This is a genomic window from Photorhabdus machadonis, from assembly GCF_052657765.1.
Map to the genome: position 1 here is coordinate 4069703 of NZ_CP199761.1, position 21009 is coordinate 4090711.

Below are 21009 nucleotides of genomic sequence, written 5' to 3' on the forward strand. Positions count from 1 at the left end.
TCCACACAGCCTGGGCTTATCTCAGACGGGTTATCGTCATTATCCTCATCTCCAGATCCCATAGGAGGCTAAAATGTATGCTTTAACCAACTGCATTATATATACCGGTCATGACAGACTGGATAATCATGCAGTTATCATTGCTGGTGGCTTAATTAAACAAGTTTGCCCAACACAAGAGTTACCCGAACAAATTGAAAAACGTGATCTAAATGGTGCAATTCTTTCTCCCGGCTTTATTGACCTGCAAGTTAACGGTTGTGGTGGTGTTCAATTTAATGAACGGCTGGAAGATATTTCAGAAAAAACGCTGGATATCATGCAAAAAGCCAATGAACGCTCAGGCTGTACCAGCTACTTGCCGACTCTGATTACCAGTACAGATCAATTGATGATAGCCTCCGTTGAGGCAATGCGTACCTATCTGAAGCATAATAAGTTTCAGGCTTTGGGCCTGCATCTGGAAGGGCCGTACCTCAATCCGGTCAAAAAAGGCACGCACAATCCAGAAATTATCCGTAAACCTACACCTGAAATGATAAATTTTCTGTGCGACAACGCTGATGTCATTACCAAACTGACTCTTGCACCAGAAATGGTGGAACAGAAATACATTCACCAGTTGATTGAATCAGGGATTGTGGTTTCTGCCGGTCACTCCAATGCCAGTTATGAAGAAGCCCGACAGGGATTTCGGAATGGCATAACCCTCTCAACCCATCTCTATAATGCGATGCCATATATTTCGGGTCGCCAGCCTGGTCTGATTGGCGCTATCTTTGATACACCAGACGTTTATGCGGGTATTATTCCCGACGGTTTTCATGTTTCATGGCCAAACATTCGCAATGCGAAGCGTCTGAAAAAAGATAAGTTGATTCTGGTAACAGATGCCATACTTCCCGCAGGGATGGATACGTCTATCAATAAAATGGCGCATTTCACCTTTGCCGGTAAAACCATATACTATCGAGATGGATTGTGTGTCGATGAAAACGGCACGTTAAGTGGCTCTTCTATCACTATGATAGACGCCGTTAAAAATAGCGTTGAACATGTTGGTATTGCTCTGGATGAAACACTGAGGATGGCAACACTCTATCCAGCCCGTGCAATTGGTGTTGATCAATATCTTGGCACTATTGAAGCCGGTAAAATTGCTAACCTCACCGTTCTCAGTCACGACTTTAAAATCTGCAAGACCATTGTTCACGGAAAAGAAACTGACCTTTGAGGAACAAAATAACCGATGAGTTATAGCCGCACACAAAAGCAAATTGGTAATATTGACCTTGTAAAACAACTTAACGGCGCTGTGGTATACCGGTTAATTGATCAACAAGGGCCAATATCCCGGATTCAAATTGCAGAGCAAAGTCAACTTGCACCCGCCAGTGTGACTAAAATTACTCGTCAGTTACTTGAACGCGGCCTGATTAAAGAAGTCGATCAACAAGCCTCTACCGGAGGCCGCCGCGCAATTTCAATCGTTACAGAAAATCGTAATTTCCATACTATCGGTGTCCGCCTTGGCCGCCATGATGCCACTCTCGCTCTTTATGACATGAGTGGCAAGGCATTGGTTGAAGAGCATTATCCACTGCCTGAAGCCACCCAGCAAAAAGTCGAAAACTTGCTTATCAGCGCAATAGAAAACTTTATTCAACAAAATCAGCGCAGGATCCGTGAATTAATCGCCATTTCAGTTATCCTGCCCGGCTTGGTTGACCCAAATACCGGCATCGTCCGTTATATGCCTCATATTAAAGTGACTAACTGGACTCTGGTCGATAACCTGAAAAAACATTTCAACATGACCTGTTTCGTTGGTCATGATATCCGTAGTTTAGCACTGGCTGAACGCTATTTTGGTGCCACCCGTGATTGTGAAGACTCTATATTGGTACGTATTCATCGGGGGGCAGGTGCCGGGGTGATTATAAACAGCCAGATATTCCTTAACAATAGAGGGAATTTAGGTGAAATTGGTCATATTCAAATTGATCCCCTCGGTGAGCGCTGTCATTGTGGCAATTTTGGCTGTCTGGAAACTATCGCCTCTAACTCAGCCATTGAAGCACGGGTTCAGCATCAATTAAAGCAAGGCTTTCCAAGCCAGCTAACATTGAATAACTGCAATATCAAAGCCATCTGCCAGGCCGCTAATCAGAATGACCCATTAGCATCTGAAGTCATAAAAAATGTCGGCCATTATCTCGGCAAAGCCATCTCTATCGCCATTAATTTATTTAACCCACAGAAAGTTGTTCTGGCGGGGGAAATTACTGAAGCGCACAACGTGCTTTTACCCGCTATTCAACGTTGTATCAATACTCAGGTTTTAAAAGAATTTCGCGAAAATCTGCCAATCGTTGTGTCTGAATTAGTTCACTGTTCCGCTATTGGCGCCTTTGCTCTGACTAAACGTGCTATGCTTAATGGTGTCTTGTTACAACACTTACTTGAAGGGTAATATTCATTTTTTGTTGGTTTTGCCATCAAAATGCTTATAAGCCAAACAAACAAGCGACCTTAAGCAGATTTCAAGAAAAAAGCAGTTGACGCATTTAGCTGATATACGCATAATGCGCCCCGCAACGCCGATGAAGGTAATGCAAAAAGGATGGCTACGTAGCTCAGCTGGTTAGAGCACAGCACTCATAATGCTGGGGTCACAGGTTCGATTCCCGTCGTAGCTACCATCTTTGCGGGAGTGGCGAAATTGGTAGACGCACCAGATTTAGGTTCTGGCGCCGCAAGGTGTGCGAGTTCAAGTCTCGCCTCCCGCACCATTTCTTTCATCAAGTTGTCATCATGTAGATGGGGTATCGCCAAGCGGTAAGGCACCAGGTTTTGATCCTGGCATACCCAGGTTCGAATCCTGGTACCCCAGCCATCATTTGTGATAACACAATGCGTTGTTCAGTGATGACTTTCAGTTGGGGTATCGCCAAGCGGTAAGGCACCAGGTTTTGATCCTGGCATACCCAGGTTCGAATCCTGGTACCCCAGCCATTAGCTGAATGTTATCCACTGGTATTTTGCGATAAAATCTCTTGCATCGTAAAATGGCTACGTAGCTCAGCTGGTTAGAGCACAGCACTCATAATGCTGGGGTCACAGGTTCGATTCCCGTCGTAGCCACCATTTTTGGGGTATCGCCAAGCGGTAAGGCACCGGATTCTGATTCCGGCATTCCCAGGTTCAAATCCTGGTACCCCAGCCAATTAAATCAATGTGTTACGCAAAGTGACGTGTTGAAAAAACATACAGAAAGAATACAAAAAGAATATACAGGTAGAATATATCTTGATGTATAAGCCACTATTAGAAGTGGCTTTTCTGTTTTTTCACCTCAAAAAACCACCCCGTTTAACGCCCATCAATGAGAAAATCTAATCATTTTTAATTCGCAACTCTTCCGTTCCATCACTTCGGCATCTCCGGCCATTCAACATCAGGCGCTTGATTCACATCTACACGAGTGAGTAACACACGATACTTTTTCCATTCGAGTAGAGCTTCTTTATCTGCATCGGTAGCAACCTCTAAGTCAACAGAGTCTTGTAGCAATGAGAGTGTGTTATTTGCTTGTTGTAACAGTGCTGCCTGCTGTTGTTTTGCTTCGTTGATTTGATGAGCTTTGAGTAAGTCTTTATCAACGACCCATTCTTTACCATCCCACTTGTCGTAATCAGTATCAGGCTTTTTGAATGTCAGGGTATCGGGTAACTCCCCGATTTCGGTTATCTCAGTCGATGCTCGTGTTAACGTGTCGTAAGCAATTTTTCCGCGATAGTCCGGTAAGATTTCCCAATACTTGCTGTCTATGCTTCGGCAAACAGCCTCGTCATGGGATTTCGGCAGCTCTGGAGCATCGGAATAGGCACCGGCTGATAAGCTGACACCGAGCATCACATATTCAATATCCGATGCTATGAATTCTCTCGTTATCTGATTCGAGTGATAAACCTTTATCCACCCTGCCTGAATTGCCAAACCATCTTTACCCAATACGGCTGTTTCATGTTCTAAAGAGTATTTTTGTTCTGTCATTATGCTGCTCTCACTATATAGTTAAATGCGATGTTGCGGGGACGGGTTTCTCTTTGATTTTCATATTCTTGAATAATGTTATGCCAGCCACCATTGTTGGTTCCTGTTGCTGCCGAAAATCCAGTTTCTCTGTGTTTACCGTTTTTCCAGTTATCATTATCCCAATATCCGGCGATCGCGGATACCGGCGCTTGCCCGGCTTGATAAGACAAAATCCCACGACCACTATCAACACCTCGCCCATCATCCCAGCCACGAATAAACTCACCACGCAAATCGGGCAGTGTTCCTGATGGGTATGCTGCCGCCAATTGCGGATATAGGGATTTATTGAATGCCTGGCCGTTGCACGTCAGGTAACCTGATGGGGGATTGGGTTGCGGCCACGGGATGGGGGGGCCAACTGGCGTATTAACATCATCTTCCGTCAAAATTCTCTTTTTACCTTTAAATTTTCCATCTCCATCGAAAGCGTAAGTTGATATGTCAAAGTTGCCATAATCGTTGCCATAGCTAAAAGAAATGCCGCGTGCCCAAGATGGTCCATCACTGCCCGGATGAGCGATATGAATTGCTAAGTCTCCAAGATTATCTAATCCATTCGGTCTAAGAAAACCTGAACGGCCAAGATTGCGGGAATTAGGATCATCAAAATAATTTGCTGTTTTAGTTAATATATAGCCTGATGTTTTTGTATTCGTATTTAACTGAATAAATCGACTGTCAGACTCCGGTTTAGAGTACGCCCCCACATCCCCGGCATTCAAACTGACATCCCCAGTCAACACCTTACCGTTCACTTTCCTGCTGCCCGGTACCGCATTATTGGCCTTACTCACCGTCTCCACCAATCCGAGGTTTTTCACAAACGCGTTTTTGTCGGGGATGTCTGCGCCGTTTTGACTCTTTGAGAGCTTAGTGTTGGCGTTGTTGTTGACGTCTGTAATCAATTTCTGAGTTGCAGCCAGTGTATTGCTACTACCGGTTACATCTGTGAGTTGAACAATGCCTTTCTGGGTTAATGAGGCGTCATGGATTTCTACCGCGCTGTTGTCAATTAATCTTTTGATAGCAGCAAAAAGCTGACTGTCATTTTTATTATCTAATTTAATTCCTGCGCCTTGTACTGCATTAATTAATTCACGTTGAACGGTATTAAACCATCCGGCATCTAATAATGTTGGCGCAATACCCGCCGCGACATTGCCATTCGTAAATTCACCGTTTTTATCGGCGGTATTTGTAATATCACCAATTTTTTGCATAGCAAAACCTCACTCATAAGGTGATTAGAAAATAATAAATAAAGGATTATTTAGTTGCTGTAACCGAATTGCAGAATTGTGTGAGATGGACAAAGGTGATTAAATTGACACTCTAACCGTTTATTACCCCACGAACGTAACGGATCACCGCAATAACTCCCACCAGCTACGGCATAGAAAATAGTAGTTTTGGGCGCATTGATACGCCATGTAAACGGCCAGTCTTCACCATTCAAAGTCTCCCCGCAAACTGACTGGCCCGCCCGCGCTTGTCTGTACTCAGTGATCGTAATGGTATAACCCATTGCTGCGGCCAGATTAATAAAAAACTCTTTTGACTGCCCACCATCTCTTAATAATCGCGAGACCACGGTTTTCTGCCTGAGCGGAATAGTATCGACTTCACCAATCCCGCAATCATCCGGCAAACCTAGTGATTTTTCCCACTCCGGTAACATGATAGTGGCAGTCGCCGGAAAAGCCCCTTCAATCAATCCCCATGCGTCTCGATCACTTCGGTAATATGAATGCGCAATCGCTCTTGTTACTGCATTCATAACAGATGAGGGCTGACGAGTCCACGCTAAGCCAGAAGGCAATAGCCCGTTTAACGCTAATGTATAGTTTTCTACACTATATCGACTCATGTATAGATAACCTCCCCTCTTAGCGGTAGCTCCCCGATCCCTAACTTAATATTGCTTGTCGGGTTTGTTATCACAAATCCCGCCGTTCCCGGCACATCAGCAATAGCATATTGCAACTCTGAAATAAGAACTTTCCCGGTTCCATCAGGATTTCCGCTTTCAAAAAATACATTATCAATAGCGTCTGCAATCGCATTCGTCACATCACGACTAACATACGATATACCATTGATTATAATGTCAATTTTCCGCTGAATTGGGGAACAAACCCAGATCAATGCAGTAACCGGCTGCAAAGGGTAGATGTGATCGGCAACTCTTGCTTGATCTCCCGTTGCTGACGTACCGTAATTTTCCAACTTAGAAAATCCATCAGTACCGGTTGGGAAACCACCTTTTCCGTTGTTATCGCACATGATATAGATACCAACGGTACCAGCACCCATCGCTCGCCGGCGAATCCACACACGAGTAACACCCGGCACGGACAAGGCCCACAGCTTGTAATCATCATCTGAACCACCGGACAAAAGTCCCTGATAAGCAAGCAGAATCCGGGAACGAAAATCCTCTTCATTTTCAATATCTGCCCCGCCAAGTATGGGCGTTACAGCTTTTCCCTGAACATCAACACCAGCAATACTCTGATCGAGTGTTAACACTGTCCCCGCGTCAGCATTACCTGCACTTCCGCCACCGGTAACATCATCAGAGATATCAGGCAGAATTGCGGTTATTAATGCATTAGCTGTGCCATCTTGTGCTATACGAACGTCATAAAGCGTTTTGTATTGATAGCCGTCGCCGCGATTTAGTATGGTCCCTGCCGGGATCATCGTACCTTCGGCACCGGTAAACTGGTAATCGTTACAAATTGCCGCATTTGCAGGTTTGCGAAAGACCTTTTTCATTGCTCCCCAACCTGCCAGATGTTCATCAGTTGCAGTGAACGGGGTGGTTTGCAGTGCGATATAGTCAAGATAGCCGTAATGAAGATGAGCCATCCCCGCGTCCATGTCGGCAAGAACGCCCATATTTGAATATCTCAGCAATGTACCAACATCATTTAACTCAGATTGTAAAAAGCTGCGGTTCTGCTCGCGTAATTCAGATAGTGTTTGTCGTTTAAATGGCATTATTTTTTTCCCATACCCAGAAAAATCTCAGGTCTTCGCTTTCTCTTCCGGGGCGCTGATAGCGAATAATCATGTTTAAGCGGCTTGGATAAACGATTTGAGTGTTGATATTTACAGAAGCGACAACGCCATCGTCTAGCATCCATTGCAACGCTTCACGTGCGTAATCTTCCGCCTTAAGCGCTACGGCGGTAGTGAGTTTTTGGCGACGTATCAACCACAATCGCGAACCAATCTGATATTCAGAGCCGACATCACCCCACCAGCCGCGGCGATCCGCTCCGTCAATTTCATCATCACTGCGTGCCTGTCTATCTGTAAATAGACTAACTATCATAGCCGTTTGCAAGTCGTCTCCAGTGACTAAATCCCCGTTTCCCACCAGCCAGTCAGCATGAATCTTATTCACATCCCAATAAGAGGTAATATCACTCATTTCACTGGCGCCCCGGTTTGCTGACTTGTTACTGTTGAGCCACCAGATTCCACACCGGACACTTTATGTGTATGATTATTATAGGAATCACGCAACTGTTTCATTGTTGAAGAGTTACTATTGCAGTTATCAACAATATCACCAGTCACTTTCAAAAGAGGGGTATTACAGAGCACTGATTCACTAGCGTTGATTGTTACCTGAGTGGCGTTATTTACTGTTACCGGCTGTCCTTTTGCTTCAATAGTGATCCCGGATTCAGTCAGCAAGATATGCAATCCCCACTGGTTATAGAGTACGGTTTCACCAGAATTTAAATTCTTATGCCGATATTTTTTATTGTTGCTTGCAATTACTACAGCACTTGAACGATCCCCGCCAAGATAACCAATTACGACATCAGTTCCGGGCGGCAATGCAGACGAGAAGCCAAATTCAGCCATTCTCGCAGTGTTGTCCCGAACCTCAATTGGTGTCTGGTACTGAACAACTTGAATATTTCCGCTATCACGTGAAGTCTCAATTTTGCCAAGTCCCAACATCATCTCAACCCTGCGAGATAACTTTCTGATTGCATCATTCATCATCTGATAGTCTCTCTCAAAATTGCGTAAAATTCGTAGGGTTGTACGGCAAAAGCGGCTGGTGGCATTAAAACTAATTGCGCTTGTGTACCGTTGTCGCCGTTCCGTGTATAAGTGACTTCTGACAATAACCATTGCTCGTTTTCCAAACCGAAAATAGGCATGTGAATAGGGATCAACGTGTTGGGTTGCCACAGCTTACCGCTGCTGTCTCTCCACGAATCGACTGTCACTTTCAGTACTTTTGAACGCCCATACCTGCGGTTCATTTCCCAGTCGATAGACTCTTGCGAGCGCTTTGCTGATATGAGCGTGCTTTCTATGATGGTGACATAGTTCCGATAGCGCATCTTTTTTGCTTCTGGATCACTAGCTGTTGCTAACGTGACGACATCATAACCACTGTCATTACTTGTTTCGTTCAATCCGCTAATAGCAAATGAAAGGCCAGTATATTCAGAAAACCGTTCATTCATTGAGCTATTGTAATCTGACGTTTCGACGTTCTTCCCTTGCTCAACCCCACTTGCTGCTAGCTCTGTGCCTACCCTTGTCATGATTAAATTGCCGTCTGGCAAATCGTAGTAAAGAAGTGCGGCAAAGCGGGTAACACGATCAATCACTTCTTGTGATGACTCGCCCCAATTCAATGTGAATTGAGGGACAATCGGCATATCTTCTACATCAGATGTGACCTGAATGTCGTACCATTGAGCTAATTTTTGCGCAATCTGTAGCGGAGTAGCTTGACTAATAACGTTGTTGGGCCACTTTGCTGAACAGTCTACTAAGTCCTGACATTTCCCCCTACCAGACACTTTTATTTCGTGCTTATTTTTTGAAATAGACGGGTTCCAGCTATCTATATAGCCCGTAACTACCCGATCATCACCCAAAAACACTTCACACTTTTCACCCGGCTCTACAAGTTGCTTCTCATCATTACCGGGGTAGTAGTCCATGAGCATCAAATCAAAATCAGAAGGTAATCGTTCAATACCTCTTGTCACTCTCACACTGTCCCACCCAAATATCCTTCGGCCACCGATCACTAATGACAACTCATCACTCTTCATTGTTTCAGCGCCTTGAATTTTACTGGCATAAATGCCGGGTGAATGGGGGAGACAGCTTGTACAAGCTCATCACTACGCTCAGCATCTTGATAAATTCGGTTAGCAATATTCAAGACTGGTAACACAGAGGGTAAATTAAACTGTGTTAATCTCCCCCTGGCATTTTTCAGCGAGAAACTTTCAATAAATTCATAACGTAGCTGAACAAGATCCCGGAAAACGTCATCAGCCGCCAGATCACCCGCTTTAATAATAGCGTGGTCGATAGACTCACAAACACGCCGCTGAATTGTTGTTGCTTCATCACGATTGGCGGGAATGAGTTCGCTTGCTGTTTTTGCCATTGCTCCAGACGATAGAACGATGATCAACAATGTCGTGGCTTCTGCGACATTCTTATCTACATTGCTCTGCTGGTATTGTGTATTTTTAAAGCTGGCAAGCTTTTCAAATACCCGCACTTTCTCTGTTGTACTGCCTGTTGTATTAATAATTGCATTGATAACTAACTGCACGCCACCCGCCAACCCTTCAATCGAATTAGCGTTATCGAGTTGTGAGAGGGCTTTTGATATGGCTTCTCGCCCCATCACTGCCCCGGACATTTTTTCATTAACCACGCTTTTATAGTTTTCACTGTCATTATTTCGCAGTACAACGCCGGTTGCCCCAGAAACAGAGCCGCCAATCTTGCCGCGACTGTAACGCCCGTAGCGCTTACTACCAAAGGTAGAATTCAACATATCACTGAGATTAGTCACCTCATCGATTGATGACTGCACCATCCTTTCCCAAAAATTAATGGTCTGCTTGATGGTTTTAACAGCCTGGGTGACAGTGCGGATCTCACCTTTTACCATTGATATGAATTTGGCGGCTGTTGTTGTAGCCGTTCTGAGCCAATTGGTATTTACTTTGCTGTCTGCCGCCGTGCTATTTGTAATAGCAAAGACTTTCAGACCAGACTCAATTACTGTAAGCGTGAACTCAAACATCCGGCCATTATCCGCACTTTCATTTACACGCAAGCCGGACTCGGTGACGCTGACAGTTAATTCGCCAAGAGTAGGGTGAATCAGCGTGCCGCTAACTCCCTCTTCACACGCTGCAACCAGATTATTCCGCTGCGTGATCACATCCGGCGCGGAATACACTTTACTGTCTTGAATGATAAAGCCACGAAGAGTAATTTTTCGACTACTGCGCCCCAAGTCTTCAATCCAGGCCGTGTCTCTGTAGGGGTATTCATGCACTGCCTGACGTCTGCCGAAGACGCTTTCACCGGATACGACGGCAAATGGCACTCCTCGGAACGAAGCGGGGCGTAGGTGTTCCGACCACTTCCATTCTTGATCTTTCCCCAAAAATGATGAAATGGCGTCTTTAATCAATGGCATATCACCACCTATGGTTATTTCAGATGTAAAAAAACCGCAGTTAAGCGGCTTGGAAATGAAAAACCCCGTTTGGAGCGAGGTCTATAAATTAATTAACATTCTGCTTTGCGTTTTCTGCTTTCTTCAACTTAAGCTGGAATGCTTCATAAGTTTCAAAATCAAACAAAGAAATAGATTCTATTTGCTCTCGCGGTAAAGCATGGCGGTAATGATGGACAGACAACGGCTCGGACTTCAATGTAATCCGGCGTTCCGCGTAATGTATTGCATAATTATGTTCAACATGAAAAGTCAGCGTATCCTTATCCCTATATCCGCTTAAGAATGGAATAAGTACCACCGTATCCGTATCTAAAGACTCAAATCGTGACTCATCAACCATCCCTACGTAAACCTTCCTTGATTTTAAAGTGACCAACACCAGCAAATCCGCTTCAAGAGATTCAAATAAAATCTTCTCTACTGAGTTAGTTGATGCTATTTCTTTATACAATTTTATTCGCTTTTCAGGGTCCTTCAATTCTTTAGATGCAGCTCTGGCGGATGAAATACATCTAATAATTGTCAATGTTACGATGAAAATCAGAGGTAGCTTAAGGCCCCAAATATCAGAACTGAGAATAGAAAAAGCAAAAGTAAAAGGCGTGTAACTTGCTCCAAGATGCAATGGAGCATTCAACAAAAACATTATGCATGCCAACACCGCCCACAATCCAATCGCTAGAATGATCCCCTGGAGCAGAAAGAGGCTTCCGTGGAGTGCAACATCAAAATAAGCATTCCAGCCAACGGCTTCCTTTTGCTTAAAACGAGAAGGTAAATGGTTACTCGTATAAAAGTAACCACATACCAGAACAACCAGAATAAGAACGGCTCCCAACATTACATTCCACTTATCACTTTTACGTTTGCAAGAAAGGCTTCTTGAGCTTCTTTATTATTTGGATTTAACGATAAGTTTCCATTCTCATCAACCATTATCTTCCTATCATCTGCCGTGGTTTCGTGAGCAGAGGTTTTTGTGATCCGCATTAGAATTTTATCAGGAGGCGCAATAAAGTAACGCATCGCTCTTGCTAATTTAGTCATAGTTCTCTCCTAACATCATGAAATTAAAGTAAATAGATATTTAGCAGTTATCAAATTGCGATATCGCTATTGTGATAATAGTTCGATTACGCCTCTAATTCAACGCATTTAACAACCAAAATTGTATTCTTATTGTTCTGTGATGTATCAAAATGTTTCAGATTTGCCATCCCTGGCTTGGGGTAACCTTTTAAGCTGCCTGTGCGGTAGTGACGCGATCAAAGTGGGGTTATTCCTTGCAAGGCAGATATACCCTCCAAGTATCGACTTCTGTATTTAATTCACAGACCTCTTTACCTTCTGGTGATACCAGATACTGACCATAAACACGCCCCTCACCTTCCTTTATGGCACTCTGTTCAACAATCAAACTTCCTATGTATTTATTATACTCTGGCTTACCTAATAAATTAGACATATTTACAAATGTCAAATCACCATCTGTAATAAACTTTTCTCTTATATTAGAGTAATTATTGTCAAAAGGGATTGTGAAGGCATGTATCGCATTACTTACAGCCCAAGCTGGAACTGAAAAATAAACAATTCCTTTTTCGTAGTTGTAACCTACAATTTTCATGTCAGATAATGTTGTCTTGGGATCTTTTGTGTATCTCTGTCTTATAATATCTTTTTTCCCACGCAACCCATTTTGGGTAACATAAATTACTCTAATGCTACTTTTTGACTCAAATGTTTCGGGGTGCTCCTCTTCAACTGTAACTATGGCTAATGATTCTTTGGGATTTGGGATAATGGCTGTTGTAACTTTCATCCCTTCTCCAGCAACCCATGAAGTTATATCCCTGCCCTGATAACAAACAAGACCATTGACATCATAGGGACGAACTACAGAAGATCCTGTTGATGGAAAAGTAAAACCATCATATTTATCGTTCATGTAAAAATCATGACAATTAATCTTATTTGCAACTATTGAATTATTAGAGTCATCTTCATTTGGTTGATTCGCTAATTCATATGCTTCATAAGGATAAACTTCAATCCCATCATTCTCATCCAATATGATATAATCATTATCATCATTAGTATGAATAATAGCTTTACCTTTATCTAAAACAGTAAATTTAACAACAGATGTAACTTTACCATTAACTTTATTTTCTAGTGTCGAGAATTCGTTTTCATTATAACAAAGCTTACCTTTGTTTTCGTAAATACCGCCAGATTTATTATCACATCCAAGACTGGAATCAGAACTAAGAAGTCCACCCCAAAAAATAACTAATGCTAAAATACCAACCCCGCCGATTAAAGAAGCTATCACAGTAGCTGTTGCTCTGCACCATGTTGGCTTCGAAGAACGCGCAATCACCAGCGAGACTATGAATACTATAAGGACAACCCAAATCTCAGTCATATCTATCCATCACCTATTCAGTTATCCACATCCGTGTGTCATTCATCCACAGCCATTCAAAACATGATAATAATTATATTAAAGAATGGAAGATAAAATGTTCTCAAGGGTACTGCATAGATGTTGTTACCCTACCTCCGGTTTTTGCATTAAATTGCTGCCGTTCTCCGGTCTTACTGTTCACCAGTGTGATTTCAACTTGGAATTTGTTTTCCCCTATGGCTGCCTGAATGGCCTCAGCCATGTTCTGAGCAAGCTCGCTATTATTTGCTTGATTTGCAAAGATGGACACAGGTCTTTTATCCGATTCAGGCAGCGCGGGTTGATTAATCATGCGCTGTTGATTCAGATAATATCTGTCACGCAAACCCTGCCACTTCGGGTCAAAGATAGCAGCGGTTATTGCGTCTGTAATCTCTTTTTGGCTGAATGGCTGTTGTCCGTGATTTTCCTGTTTAATCATAGCTACCATCAGATTTTCAAGCACTTTCGGATCATGCATATCTAACTGTTGATTGGGAAGAAAGCCCGTCTCTTTTGATACGAAATTAATATATGCCTGAGTATTATTTCTATCTATACCTCCGGGTGGTGCATGAGTACTGATTGTGCGATTAACAGTATTCTTTCCTCTGTCACCGTTCAGCATTAACTGACGAGCTAATGCAGAGAGTCCATCGTGACTATTGCCGAACTTAACAAATGTTCCATTTTTTCCTTGTACGTATCCAATACCATTTGGAGCGTCACGCACATTTCCCGGATTTTTAATTCTCAAACCAAATGAATCTTTTACTGGTTTTCCGTAAGGATCTGGATACTTGGGGGGTTCTATTTTCGCCGGTTCTGGGATTTTTTGGGGTTTAGGAATGCCATCTTTTATTTTATCAGCATCATGTTTACGCTTTTCTTTTTCCCATGCCACACCAAATCTATCATCAATCTTTTTCTCTAAATCTTTATCAGGTTCACCCCACTGTAAAGAATATCTTTCTCCAAATGAAAGACTTTTCATGAATTTGATATCGTTTAATGCCCTATCACGTAAATCGCCTTTTTTGTAACCGCTAAAAAGAGTGTCGGAATAGGCTTCCCGCTTTTCTGCCTGTTCCTTCATATAATCATAACCATCTCCTAATGCGAAATTAGCAAACGCAATTTCAGCTTGATTCGCTATTCCCTCAAGACGAGCATCCAAATCATTCTTTTTATCATTATATTGGTTTATTTTATCATTATCAGCTTGTGACCTAGTTAACCCATATCGATCTGACTTATTTAATAGTTCTTGATATATTTCTGGTCCTTTACGTGCCAAAGCCAACCCGTGTTCATCCAGGCCAATTTTTTCAGCAATGGTATTTTGAACATCGGACGGATATTTCTGCATAGCCCTGACGACTTCTGGAAAGGTCTTGTATACATCGATCGTTCCATGCTCATTCTCATAGAGGGGAACCCCCATGCCGGTTAATTGCGCTCTGGCTTCGTCCCGTCTTCCTTGTAATGGGTGGTTTAAAATCCCGTAGAAGCTTTCTACTGATTTTTTAGCATCATCAGCACTAATACCAATTTGCACCATCGCCCCGGCTATTCGAGTGAAATCAGGAACATTCATTGCTGAGTTTTTAGCTGCGACATCAAAATCATAGGCTTCTTTTCCCATATCGTTCATTAACTGAAAGCCTTTCGATATGCCATACGCAGCCATCCCTACACCGCCAACTTTAGCCCCTATCCCCATATATTTAGTTGCAAGCTCGCCAAAATTCTTAAGCGGGGGTACCATATCACCGATATGCTGAACGTTATCTTTTGCATAACGTGACATATCACGTAACTTTGTACCAAGTACATCCACCCCATCTGTTGATTCAGATCCCCCAAATTTCAGGCCCTCTTTAGTCTTTGCCAAGTTGGGATTGAGACTATTCAACTTTGCATTAATTTCATCGATAACTTTCGTGGCGTTCTCGTCAGCATTAATTTCAAAATCAAAGGCGTTAGCCATTGGTTCGCTCCTTACTTATCCGGTTAGCTTGCTCAACCCACCATTCAAGCCGTGATCGGGTTAAGAGCCACGCATCGCGCGGCCCCCAACGATAGTGGAATGTGATGTCAGCGGCTAATTGCTGCCAGCTATCGAGCGCTTCGAGTCCAAAAAACCTAAAAGGAACTCCTGGCATTGGTGAAAATCACTGATAGCCATTTTTTTCAATACTGATTCCGGGATACCCGATACTAAAGAGAGCAATAGACGCATAGCAGCAATTGAATGATTGGATTTGTTCTGCGCTTCATAAAACTGCTCAACCTGAATCAGTACCGGCTCTTTCAAATCAATCTGCTCGTAGCGGACTTTGCCGTCATTGCTTTCAATCGGGGTATTTAATACGATAGTTTTAGTGGTTTCTAACATGCTGATTCTCCAAATTAATTTTCAGTAACCGAAGTGCCTTCCCAGCGCACTTCAAATGTCGCATCTTCGCTTGCGACTTCTTGTGTGTTAACGGTCCACATCCCTTCACCAATAATCGTTTTGCCGTTCGCGAGTTCGGCAACGATAGTGACATTGGTCTGATCATTGAAATCCGACACCGTTGTGCCGCCACTGTCACGGACTTTGCATGAGATAAAACCCGCTTGTGGCTTCTCTTTGTAGCCATGTACGTAGTCCATCCCGGTAAGGGTTTCGCGGGTGACTTTTGAGGGGCTCCATGTGAAGTCTCCCGCAACCATGATCGATATCCCGTCAACTGTGACATAAGCGGTACCCGCCAGCCTGTTTGATGTATTACCCATGTTTACCTCTTAAGCGGCCGGTTGTAAGCGGAATTGATTGAGCAGTGCAAAAACCCGCAACTGATTTATCAATGTACCTGTCCACAGAACATCTATGCGGTTCGGATTCTGCGGATTGATATCGACAATCAGCCCGTTCGCGAAGCTTTTCGAATCCTGTACATAGCCGTTGTATTCCAAAGTACGATATTGCGCGATAAGCTCCGCACGGATGACATTCGGGGTCACAATTGCCGAGCCGGGTGCATAGCGGCTGGCGTCTTTCACCAGCTTCATCCGTGCAAATTTGCTCGTTATCTGTGTGCGGATATAGCGCGTGACGTACATCAGCAAGTACAAGGTTTCCACTTCAAGATAGCTGTCATCGTTATCACCGAAGCTATTTTTCTGATACGTCGTGATGATATTTTCAACCTGAATTGTGCCGTCATCAGCCACAGTAAACGTTGAAATCCCGCTATGTAGAAGATTGTTACGTTCGATTAAGTCAAGCTGGTCCTCTGATCCCGGAGCCAGCACACCATTAATCGGTAATGTCTGCACCGGCCTGCCGGGGTCGTTACGTAAACTTGGGGCGATTGCACCCGTCAAAGCAGCGGCCCAGATGTAGTTAGGCGTCGGGGACTTAGTGACTCCCAATAATGTTTCATGCTGATAATTTCTTTGTTCGCCGAAATTAGCCAGTTCCCCGTATGCTCGATTTATGGCGCCATAAGAATGGCCATAAAGTTGCTGTTCCCACGACCAGCGACCAGTTGTATCAGACAAAAACGCTTTCACATCATCTAATGACGCGGTATCAGTGTACGGATTCGCAATAAAATCGAATGAGCGGTCCTTGAGATTACCCAAAGCATTTTTGAGATCTGGCGCTCCTGCGCCGCCTGCCATCTGAGTGATTTTCAGTTCCATGCCTGCGGGGGTAAACTCACCGCCCGATTGACCCCGATAATTGAGCCGTAAATCGATGCTGTTACCCGCCGAACCTTTGTTTTTGGCGGTTAAAGTCACCGTATCAGCCGAATCGAACGCGACTATCGCTGTGACCGGCAAAGTCACTTTTTTGTTAATTGCGTCTGACAATGCAGTCGCGACTTGCTCGGCTTTATCCGTTGCGACTACAGTGACCTGTACACGCTGACCGCCGATATACAGCGAAATAACCCCGGTATCCGTCGCTGGGCTGGATACTTTTACACTGCCTTTAGCCGCGACCATGTGATCGGCATCACTTAAGGGAAGAACCCAGATTTCAGCCGCCTGATCATTCGCGAAATAGGCTTCAGTCATGGCATGAAGCATTGAGCCGTTACCGAATAAATTAGCGACTTGCGCCGCAGAAGAAATACGCTCCGGGATATCCGGTTTTGCTGTCGATGTACTCAGCATCTGCCCAATGATCAGTGTGCGCTGTGTCGCAATTGCGCTGTTCGCCATCGAATTATCGAACTCAACATAAAACAACGGTGCCCGAATATTGTTGGGCACACGTGAAAAAGGAATGGCCATTATTCATTCTCCTTAATTGCCCTCTTAACTGCTTTTTCGGGCTGACATATTTCAACGTCACCATCTCTTACGCGACGATGCCAAAACAGGCTGTCTTGTACTTCTGTACAACCTTCGGGCAAAAATGTGCCCTTTACGGGATCGCGTACACGCCTCCCGGCAACGGGTTTTACAAACATGGGTTACTCCTGAGAATTAATTTGGAAAATTAACTCGAAAATGAGGTTCGGGGGTGCCGTCAGGCATAGCGATTGTGACGTCGATTTCGTCCAGTTCGGCCGCTTCAATTTCGTAGAAATCTTCCGGGCCCTGATAATATTCGATGTCTAATTCCATAAACAATTGCGCTGTATGGCCTTCCCCAGACGCATCCACATCGATTGTTGAACGTATCTGTTGATATTGTTGCGTTTGACGAGTGAGTTCATAACTGTTGATAACGGCTCGCTCTATCTGTTCGCGTAACCGTTCGAGAGATTCTTCGGCTTTGGCTGCGCCATCGTCTTCCGCCTCACTATCAAGTTCCTGTAACCGGCCGGTAATACGTACCGTCGTAACCGTATTAAACTGGGGTGCGTTACGTCCCAGTGAATTTTTAACATCGATTGGCGTCTGTACCAAAATGACCGGGTACATATCTTCCGTTGTTGACCAGTCTCGCGGGGAGTAAACTCGCGCTTCTGCGTCAGTCTTATGTTTGAGCGCGTCAATGACTAGCGCCCTGATACCTGCCGCGTTCATGATTTCACCCTATTCAGTATTAATTTTGTCCCGCCGTGGCTGTCCGGCTGAACATCTGCCACGGCAAACAAAGTATTGACTGGAACGCCGCCAACTATGCCAACAAATACCCGATCCCCTTTTTTTGGCGGTGCCTGAAACTCAGCATCCCGCACCCCAAGCACGGGAGAAGTTGTATTGATAGTGCTAGTGTCATCCAGTGATTCGACTGTTTGAGTATACGCCCGGTCAAAAATACCGTTTATAAAGTAGGGATTTCCACCAGACGGACGGTATTCAACCCTGTCACCAAACACGTTGTGTAGCGGTTCAAGTAAATGCTGGTCCCAATTGATTCCCATGACAATCAAGCCTCATGACTGATTTTAACGCCGTCATTGACCGTAACAGTCGGGCCATTTTGAATAAGGGCCTGTTGTCGCAGCTTGTTAACGTCAGCAACAACCTCCAGTTCAATCAAGCGAACGGCATCTTCCGGGCTTAGAGTGAGTTGCACGAACTCTTTGTATTCTTTGCCATTGTGTTTAACTGTCTGACCTTTCAGCACAACAACAATTGCCTGATCATCGATAAGGTTTTCGTGCTCGTCGGTGTTGGGAACGGTGGGATCTTCTTTCACCGCTTCAATCTGAGAAACCGGCAGCTCTTGGCCGTCAACCATTAATTCAGGCGGCAAGCCGCCCAATTCGGTTTCTTGTTGTTTATTTTTTGCCATATCACACCACCGTCGCACACAAAGCAGCATTAACCCGGCTTGGAATGACCAACGGCGCGGATTGCATCAAGAGATAACGTTGTGCCGGATCGGGGTTTAACCAGCTTTTTGGCGCATAAGCCAAAGGTCCGTAGTTGAAAGTGGGGTCAAGAATCGCACCAAACGCACGTGTTCCCATCAAATCGGGCCCGCTCATAATAACCGCACCATCTGGCAACATCGGTTTTTCGATGTTATCAACAGGATCAATAAACCAGTCGTTATACAACCAGAGATTGAAGTTGCCCCAAATTCCTTTAAATACCCCGCCTTTTTGAACTGTTGGACCGATATTCACTTGGTTGCCGAATGGGTTCAACGATGGGAAAGTTATCGCGGTATCCTTGATAGACGTATCCAGACGGAATGCTTTCCATGAAGAAGGTGTAAAGACTAAATCCGTTGGTACCGAACCCGATTCTTTCAGAATTAATGTCTGCCATGATTCAATATCATCAGACGGCTGCGTGTTTGTTGCTCCTGCTGCAACCTTCAACGGCCACTTATCCGAACCGCTTAAGGTAATCGTCAGGTTAGATGAACGTCCAAAATCGATCACTGTTGCCGGGAAACCTTCACCGACAACCGTGATTTGTGATTTAACCAAAGCGTTAGCAGCCATCCACTCCAGGCGACGGTTCAAGATGTCGATTTGATCGGACATCTCGAATTGCAGATTCAGCATTTCACGTTCAGCAGCGGTGTACTCGCCCCCAATACGTTCCCCAATTTGACGACGAATAGGCTTACGAAAATCAGGTGCCCTCTTATCTTTTATATATGCGGGTTTAAAAGTGTTGGTCTGGTATTGACGGCTTTCTACTACTTTTCCTTCCACGAGCGGAGAAACAAACGGTGCCATCCGGCGTTTACCCACATCTACATCAATTGATACCTTCTCTGTATCCTCTGTTATTACATTGGGGAAAAATCGATCTAATAGAAAATTTTGACTGGTCATTAGATTCGGGACGACTTGCACTAATACGTTGGTATCGTAAATGCTAATATTATTACTCATGCAATTTCTCTATATGCAATAGCTGGCAGCCGGGGCCACCAGACTGAATTTAAAACGCACGCATCCCTGCCAAGTGATGGCATCGAATGCAATAATGGGGTAAGAGATTAGGCTATCGGAGCCTGAATACTATCGCGTATGAAAATCGCTGAGGGGCGTAATGCAGTTTTCAGATCTTCAAGTGTCCAGCTTGCATCAAAAATGAGTCTGTGTTGGTTGAATTCACCAAGCAGATAAACACCACAAGTCTTTGATTCTGTTGTTGTATCAACATCATCAGCGAGAATGGCAATGGGTTTCTCTCTGCCGTCTGTCGATGTTTTAACGCTTAAAGCATACTCTTTTAATTCAGTGATAAGCCCTAAAACTGTTCCACGCTTCAACAACCCTACTTTTGCAATAGTTACTGTGTCAGTCACTAGCTGCAAAGGGCCGGAGACTAGCTGATCGGGAACAAACATTGTTGATGTCATTCCCGGTGCGAATGGGTTTTGTCCGATTTGTTCCATTATTTTTTACCTTTTGCTGAGTTGTAGAGACGAGTCGCATTAGCAACCAGTGCTTCAACAGAGCCGCTAGCGGGCTGTCGGGCATCAGGCCCTAACCTGACTTGTTGCGCCTGTTGCATGCGCTCATCCAACGAGTTTCGGCGTGAAACAGGTGCTGATCCCGTTAATGCTAAGGTGCTGATAGCTTCACGTGCTGACATGTTAGTATTGAACGCTAAATGCGCGGCCATGTCCGGTCTGCCCGCAGCGTGTTTACTGCCAAAGATTGCAGCACAACGCTTACGTTCGGCTCTGCGACCTTCTTCTTTATCGTCATTCTCTTCGGCGTCCGCATCATCATCGTCATCATCAGCACGGCGAGACTTGGCCTTTTTCCCTTTTTTAGACGATTTATCCTTATCATCTTGGTCATCATCAGCGTCAGGATCGTCTTTATCATCCTCATCGGCGCTGGTATCGTCCTCATCATCTTCGGCGTCTTCTTCGTCGCGGTCCTCTTCTTCGGCACGGCGGGATTTCGCTTTTTTACTTTTTTCTTTGTCATCATCATCTTCTGACGCTGATTTTTTAATGCCCAGCAAATGGGCGAAACTCAACTTAGACATG

Annotated in this window: 24 protein-coding genes, 6 tRNA genes and 1 pseudogene; 8 read left to right on the top strand and 23 right to left on the bottom strand. The window is 44.3% G+C overall.

All coding sequences use genetic code 11. From position 1 onward, the window contains the following. Positions 1-73 precede the first annotated feature (73 nt). The 8 genes from nagA to ACUN2T_RS19390 all read left to right on the top strand — a co-directional run bounded on the left by nagA (position 74) and on the right by ACUN2T_RS19390 (position 3226). Positions 74-1234, top strand: a complete 1161-nt coding sequence (nagA, locus tag ACUN2T_RS19355; RefSeq protein WP_445494606.1) for an N-acetylglucosamine-6-phosphate deacetylase — start codon at positions 74-76, stop codon at positions 1232-1234. 15 nt (positions 1235-1249) lie between these two features. Continuing rightward, positions 1250-2473, top strand: coding sequence for a DNA-binding transcriptional regulator NagC (gene nagC / locus ACUN2T_RS19360; RefSeq protein ID WP_445494607.1), 1224 nt, complete (start codon positions 1250-1252; stop codon positions 2471-2473). A gap of 152 nt (positions 2474-2625) precedes the next feature. Then, positions 2626-2702, top strand: a tRNA-Met gene (locus ACUN2T_RS19365). Positions 2703-2707: 5 nt separating this feature from the next. Then, positions 2708-2792 (top strand) — tRNA-Leu (locus tag ACUN2T_RS19370). A 29-nt stretch (positions 2793-2821) separates the two neighbouring features. Beyond that, positions 2822-2896 (top strand) — tRNA-Gln (locus tag ACUN2T_RS19375). Between the two features lie 44 nt (positions 2897-2940). Next, a tRNA-Gln gene (locus ACUN2T_RS19380) sits at positions 2941-3015 on the top strand. A 55-nt stretch (positions 3016-3070) separates the two neighbouring features. Then, positions 3071-3147 (top strand) — tRNA-Met (locus tag ACUN2T_RS19385). Between the two features lie 4 nt (positions 3148-3151). Then, a tRNA-Gln gene (locus ACUN2T_RS19390) sits at positions 3152-3226 on the top strand. 203 nt (positions 3227-3429) lie between these two features. Here ACUN2T_RS19390 and ACUN2T_RS19395 read toward each other — a convergent pair. The 23 genes and pseudogenes from ACUN2T_RS19395 to ACUN2T_RS19505 form a co-directional block, all read right to left on the bottom strand. Next, the gene (locus tag ACUN2T_RS19395) at positions 3430-4056 is read right to left on the bottom strand and encodes a tail fiber assembly protein (protein ID WP_445494608.1); all 627 of its coding nucleotides are present in this window, start codon (positions 4054-4056) and stop codon (positions 3430-3432) included. Continuing rightward, positions 4056-4856: a phage tail protein gene (locus ACUN2T_RS19400; protein WP_445497930.1), complete on the bottom strand. Its 801-nt coding sequence runs from the start codon at positions 4854-4856 to the stop codon at positions 4056-4058. Before ACUN2T_RS19400 ends, ACUN2T_RS19395 begins: the two co-directional genes overlap by 1 nt. Positions 4857-5018: 162 nt before the next feature. Then, a pseudogene (locus ACUN2T_RS19405) lies at positions 5019-5321 on the bottom strand (tail fiber protein); the annotation flags it as partial. 50 nt (positions 5322-5371) lie between these two features. After that, on the bottom strand, positions 5372-5968 hold the full coding sequence (locus tag ACUN2T_RS19410) for a YmfQ family protein (protein ID WP_445494061.1): 597 nt from the start codon (positions 5966-5968) through the stop codon (positions 5372-5374). Further along, positions 5965-7104, bottom strand: a complete 1140-nt coding sequence (locus tag ACUN2T_RS19415) for a baseplate J/gp47 family protein (protein ID WP_445494060.1) — start codon at positions 7102-7104, stop codon at positions 5965-5967. The genes ACUN2T_RS19410 and ACUN2T_RS19415 overlap by 4 nt, the downstream gene beginning before the upstream one ends. Further along, entirely contained in the window at positions 7094-7540 is a 447-nt protein-coding gene (locus ACUN2T_RS19420; RefSeq protein WP_445494059.1) for a phage GP46 family protein, read from the bottom strand. The genes ACUN2T_RS19415 and ACUN2T_RS19420 overlap by 11 nt, the downstream gene beginning before the upstream one ends. Further along, on the bottom strand, positions 7537-8124 hold the full coding sequence (locus ACUN2T_RS19425; RefSeq protein WP_445497898.1) for a phage baseplate assembly protein domain-containing protein: 588 nt from the start codon (positions 8122-8124) through the stop codon (positions 7537-7539). Before ACUN2T_RS19425 ends, ACUN2T_RS19420 begins: the two co-directional genes overlap by 4 nt. Continuing rightward, complete coding sequence (locus ACUN2T_RS19430) at positions 8124-9200, bottom strand: phage baseplate assembly protein (RefSeq protein ID WP_445494058.1); 1077 nt, start codon at positions 9198-9200, stop codon at positions 8124-8126. The genes ACUN2T_RS19425 and ACUN2T_RS19430 overlap by 1 nt, the downstream gene beginning before the upstream one ends. Beyond that, on the bottom strand, positions 9197-10597 hold the full coding sequence (locus ACUN2T_RS19435) for a DNA circularization protein (protein ID WP_445494057.1): 1401 nt from the start codon (positions 10595-10597) through the stop codon (positions 9197-9199). Before ACUN2T_RS19435 ends, ACUN2T_RS19430 begins: the two co-directional genes overlap by 4 nt. 88 nt (positions 10598-10685) lie before the next feature. Then, positions 10686-11480 carry a hypothetical protein gene (locus ACUN2T_RS19440; RefSeq protein ID WP_445494056.1) on the bottom strand — a complete coding sequence of 265 codons (795 nt, stop codon included), beginning with the start codon at positions 11478-11480 and terminating at the stop codon, positions 10686-10688. Beyond that, positions 11480-11686: a hypothetical protein gene (locus ACUN2T_RS19445; protein ID WP_445494055.1), complete on the bottom strand. Its 207-nt coding sequence runs from the start codon at positions 11684-11686 to the stop codon at positions 11480-11482. Before ACUN2T_RS19445 ends, ACUN2T_RS19440 begins: the two co-directional genes overlap by 1 nt. Before the next feature lie 229 nt (positions 11687-11915). Further along, positions 11916-13067, bottom strand: coding sequence for a hypothetical protein (locus tag ACUN2T_RS19450; RefSeq protein ID WP_445494054.1), 1152 nt, complete (start codon positions 13065-13067; stop codon positions 11916-11918). 103 nt (positions 13068-13170) lie between these two features. Continuing rightward, a complete protein-coding gene (locus tag ACUN2T_RS19455) occupies positions 13171-15078 on the bottom strand; it encodes a hypothetical protein (protein ID WP_445494609.1) in 1908 nt (635 codons plus the stop codon). Between the two features lie 114 nt (positions 15079-15192). Continuing rightward, positions 15193-15486 carry a phage tail assembly protein gene (locus ACUN2T_RS19460; protein ID WP_052739458.1) on the bottom strand — a complete coding sequence of 98 codons (294 nt, stop codon included), beginning with the start codon at positions 15484-15486 and terminating at the stop codon, positions 15193-15195. Between the two features lie 14 nt (positions 15487-15500). Further along, entirely contained in the window at positions 15501-15869 is a 369-nt protein-coding gene (locus ACUN2T_RS19465) for a phage tail tube protein (RefSeq protein ID WP_445494051.1), read from the bottom strand. A gap of 9 nt (positions 15870-15878) precedes the next feature. Then, positions 15879-17378, bottom strand: coding sequence for a phage tail sheath subtilisin-like domain-containing protein (locus ACUN2T_RS19470; RefSeq protein ID WP_445494050.1), 1500 nt, complete (start codon positions 17376-17378; stop codon positions 15879-15881). Beyond that, a complete protein-coding gene (locus ACUN2T_RS19475; RefSeq protein WP_445494049.1) occupies positions 17378-17557 on the bottom strand; it encodes a DUF2635 domain-containing protein in 180 nt (59 codons plus the stop codon). Before ACUN2T_RS19475 ends, ACUN2T_RS19470 begins: the two co-directional genes overlap by 1 nt. A gap of 16 nt (positions 17558-17573) precedes the next feature. Further along, positions 17574-18119: an ATP-binding protein gene (locus tag ACUN2T_RS19480; RefSeq protein ID WP_445494048.1), complete on the bottom strand. Its 546-nt coding sequence runs from the start codon at positions 18117-18119 to the stop codon at positions 17574-17576. After that, complete coding sequence (locus tag ACUN2T_RS19485) at positions 18116-18460, bottom strand: head-tail joining protein (protein ID WP_445494047.1); 345 nt, start codon at positions 18458-18460, stop codon at positions 18116-18118. Before ACUN2T_RS19485 ends, ACUN2T_RS19480 begins: the two co-directional genes overlap by 4 nt. Before the next feature lie 5 nt (positions 18461-18465). Continuing rightward, positions 18466-18834 (bottom strand): hypothetical protein, encoded by a 369-nt coding sequence (locus ACUN2T_RS19490; protein ID WP_445494046.1) that lies wholly within the window; start codon positions 18832-18834, stop codon positions 18466-18468. 1 nt (position 18835) lies between these two features. Further along, the gene (locus ACUN2T_RS19495; protein ID WP_445494045.1) at positions 18836-19894 is read right to left on the bottom strand and encodes a major capsid protein; all 1059 of its coding nucleotides are present in this window, start codon (positions 19892-19894) and stop codon (positions 18836-18838) included. 107 nt (positions 19895-20001) lie between these two features. Then, on the bottom strand, positions 20002-20403 hold the full coding sequence (locus ACUN2T_RS19500; RefSeq protein WP_445494044.1) for a head decoration protein: 402 nt from the start codon (positions 20401-20403) through the stop codon (positions 20002-20004). Further along, positions 20403-21008: a hypothetical protein gene (locus tag ACUN2T_RS19505; protein WP_445494043.1), complete on the bottom strand. Its 606-nt coding sequence runs from the start codon at positions 21006-21008 to the stop codon at positions 20403-20405. The genes ACUN2T_RS19500 and ACUN2T_RS19505 overlap by 1 nt, the downstream gene beginning before the upstream one ends. Between the last annotated feature and the right edge of the window lies 1 nt (position 21009).

Excerpts from the sequence above, each read along its gene's own strand:
- ACUN2T_RS19430 (WP_445494058.1), bottom strand. The coding sequence starts at position 9,200 with ATGAAGAGTGATGAGTTGTCATTAGTGATCGGTGGCCGAAGGATATTT.
- ACUN2T_RS19410 (WP_445494061.1), bottom strand. The coding sequence starts at position 5,968 with ATGAGTCGATATAGTGTAGAAAACTATACATTAGCGTTAAACGGGCTA.
- ACUN2T_RS19470 (WP_445494050.1), bottom strand. The coding sequence starts at position 17,378 with ATGGCCATTCCTTTTTCACGTGTGCCCAACAATATTCGGGCACCGTTG.
- nagA (WP_445494606.1), top strand. The coding sequence starts at position 74 with ATGTATGCTTTAACCAACTGCATTATATATACCGGTCATGACAGACTG.
- ACUN2T_RS19455 (WP_445494609.1), bottom strand. The coding sequence starts at position 15,078 with ATGGCTAACGCCTTTGATTTTGAAATTAATGCTGACGAGAACGCCACG.
- ACUN2T_RS19425 (WP_445497898.1), bottom strand. The coding sequence starts at position 8,124 with ATGAATGATGCAATCAGAAAGTTATCTCGCAGGGTTGAGATGATGTTG.
- ACUN2T_RS19490 (WP_445494046.1), bottom strand. The coding sequence starts at position 18,834 with ATGGCAAAAAATAAACAACAAGAAACCGAATTGGGCGGCTTGCCGCCT.
- ACUN2T_RS19415 (WP_445494060.1), bottom strand. The coding sequence starts at position 7,104 with ATGCCATTTAAACGACAAACACTATCTGAATTACGCGAGCAGAACCGC.
- ACUN2T_RS19495 (WP_445494045.1), bottom strand. The coding sequence starts at position 19,894 with ATGAGTAATAATATTAGCATTTACGATACCAACGTATTAGTGCAAGTC.
- nagC (WP_445494607.1), top strand. The coding sequence starts at position 1,250 with ATGAGTTATAGCCGCACACAAAAGCAAATTGGTAATATTGACCTTGTA.
- ACUN2T_RS19435 (WP_445494057.1), bottom strand. The coding sequence starts at position 10,597 with ATGCCATTGATTAAAGACGCCATTTCATCATTTTTGGGGAAAGATCAA.
- ACUN2T_RS19465 (WP_445494051.1), bottom strand. The coding sequence starts at position 15,869 with ATGGGTAATACATCAAACAGGCTGGCGGGTACCGCTTATGTCACAGTT.
- ACUN2T_RS19445 (WP_445494055.1), bottom strand. The coding sequence starts at position 11,686 with ATGACTAAATTAGCAAGAGCGATGCGTTACTTTATTGCGCCTCCTGAT.
- ACUN2T_RS19440 (WP_445494056.1), bottom strand. The coding sequence starts at position 11,480 with ATGTTGGGAGCCGTTCTTATTCTGGTTGTTCTGGTATGTGGTTACTTT.
- ACUN2T_RS19420 (WP_445494059.1), bottom strand. The coding sequence starts at position 7,540 with ATGAGTGATATTACCTCTTATTGGGATGTGAATAAGATTCATGCTGAC.
- ACUN2T_RS19500 (WP_445494044.1), bottom strand. The coding sequence starts at position 20,403 with ATGGAACAAATCGGACAAAACCCATTCGCACCGGGAATGACATCAACA.
- ACUN2T_RS19485 (WP_445494047.1), bottom strand. The coding sequence starts at position 18,460 with ATGGGAATCAATTGGGACCAGCATTTACTTGAACCGCTACACAACGTG.
- ACUN2T_RS19395 (WP_445494608.1), bottom strand. The coding sequence starts at position 4,056 with ATGACAGAACAAAAATACTCTTTAGAACATGAAACAGCCGTATTGGGT.
- ACUN2T_RS19505 (WP_445494043.1), bottom strand. The coding sequence starts at position 21,008 with ATGTCTAAGTTGAGTTTCGCCCATTTGCTGGGCATTAAAAAATCAGCG.
- ACUN2T_RS19475 (WP_445494049.1), bottom strand. The coding sequence starts at position 17,557 with ATGTTTGTAAAACCCGTTGCCGGGAGGCGTGTACGCGATCCCGTAAAG.
- ACUN2T_RS19480 (WP_445494048.1), bottom strand. The coding sequence starts at position 18,119 with ATGAACGCGGCAGGTATCAGGGCGCTAGTCATTGACGCGCTCAAACAT.
- ACUN2T_RS19450 (WP_445494054.1), bottom strand. The coding sequence starts at position 13,067 with ATGACTGAGATTTGGGTTGTCCTTATAGTATTCATAGTCTCGCTGGTG.
- ACUN2T_RS19460 (WP_052739458.1), bottom strand. The coding sequence starts at position 15,486 with ATGTTAGAAACCACTAAAACTATCGTATTAAATACCCCGATTGAAAGC.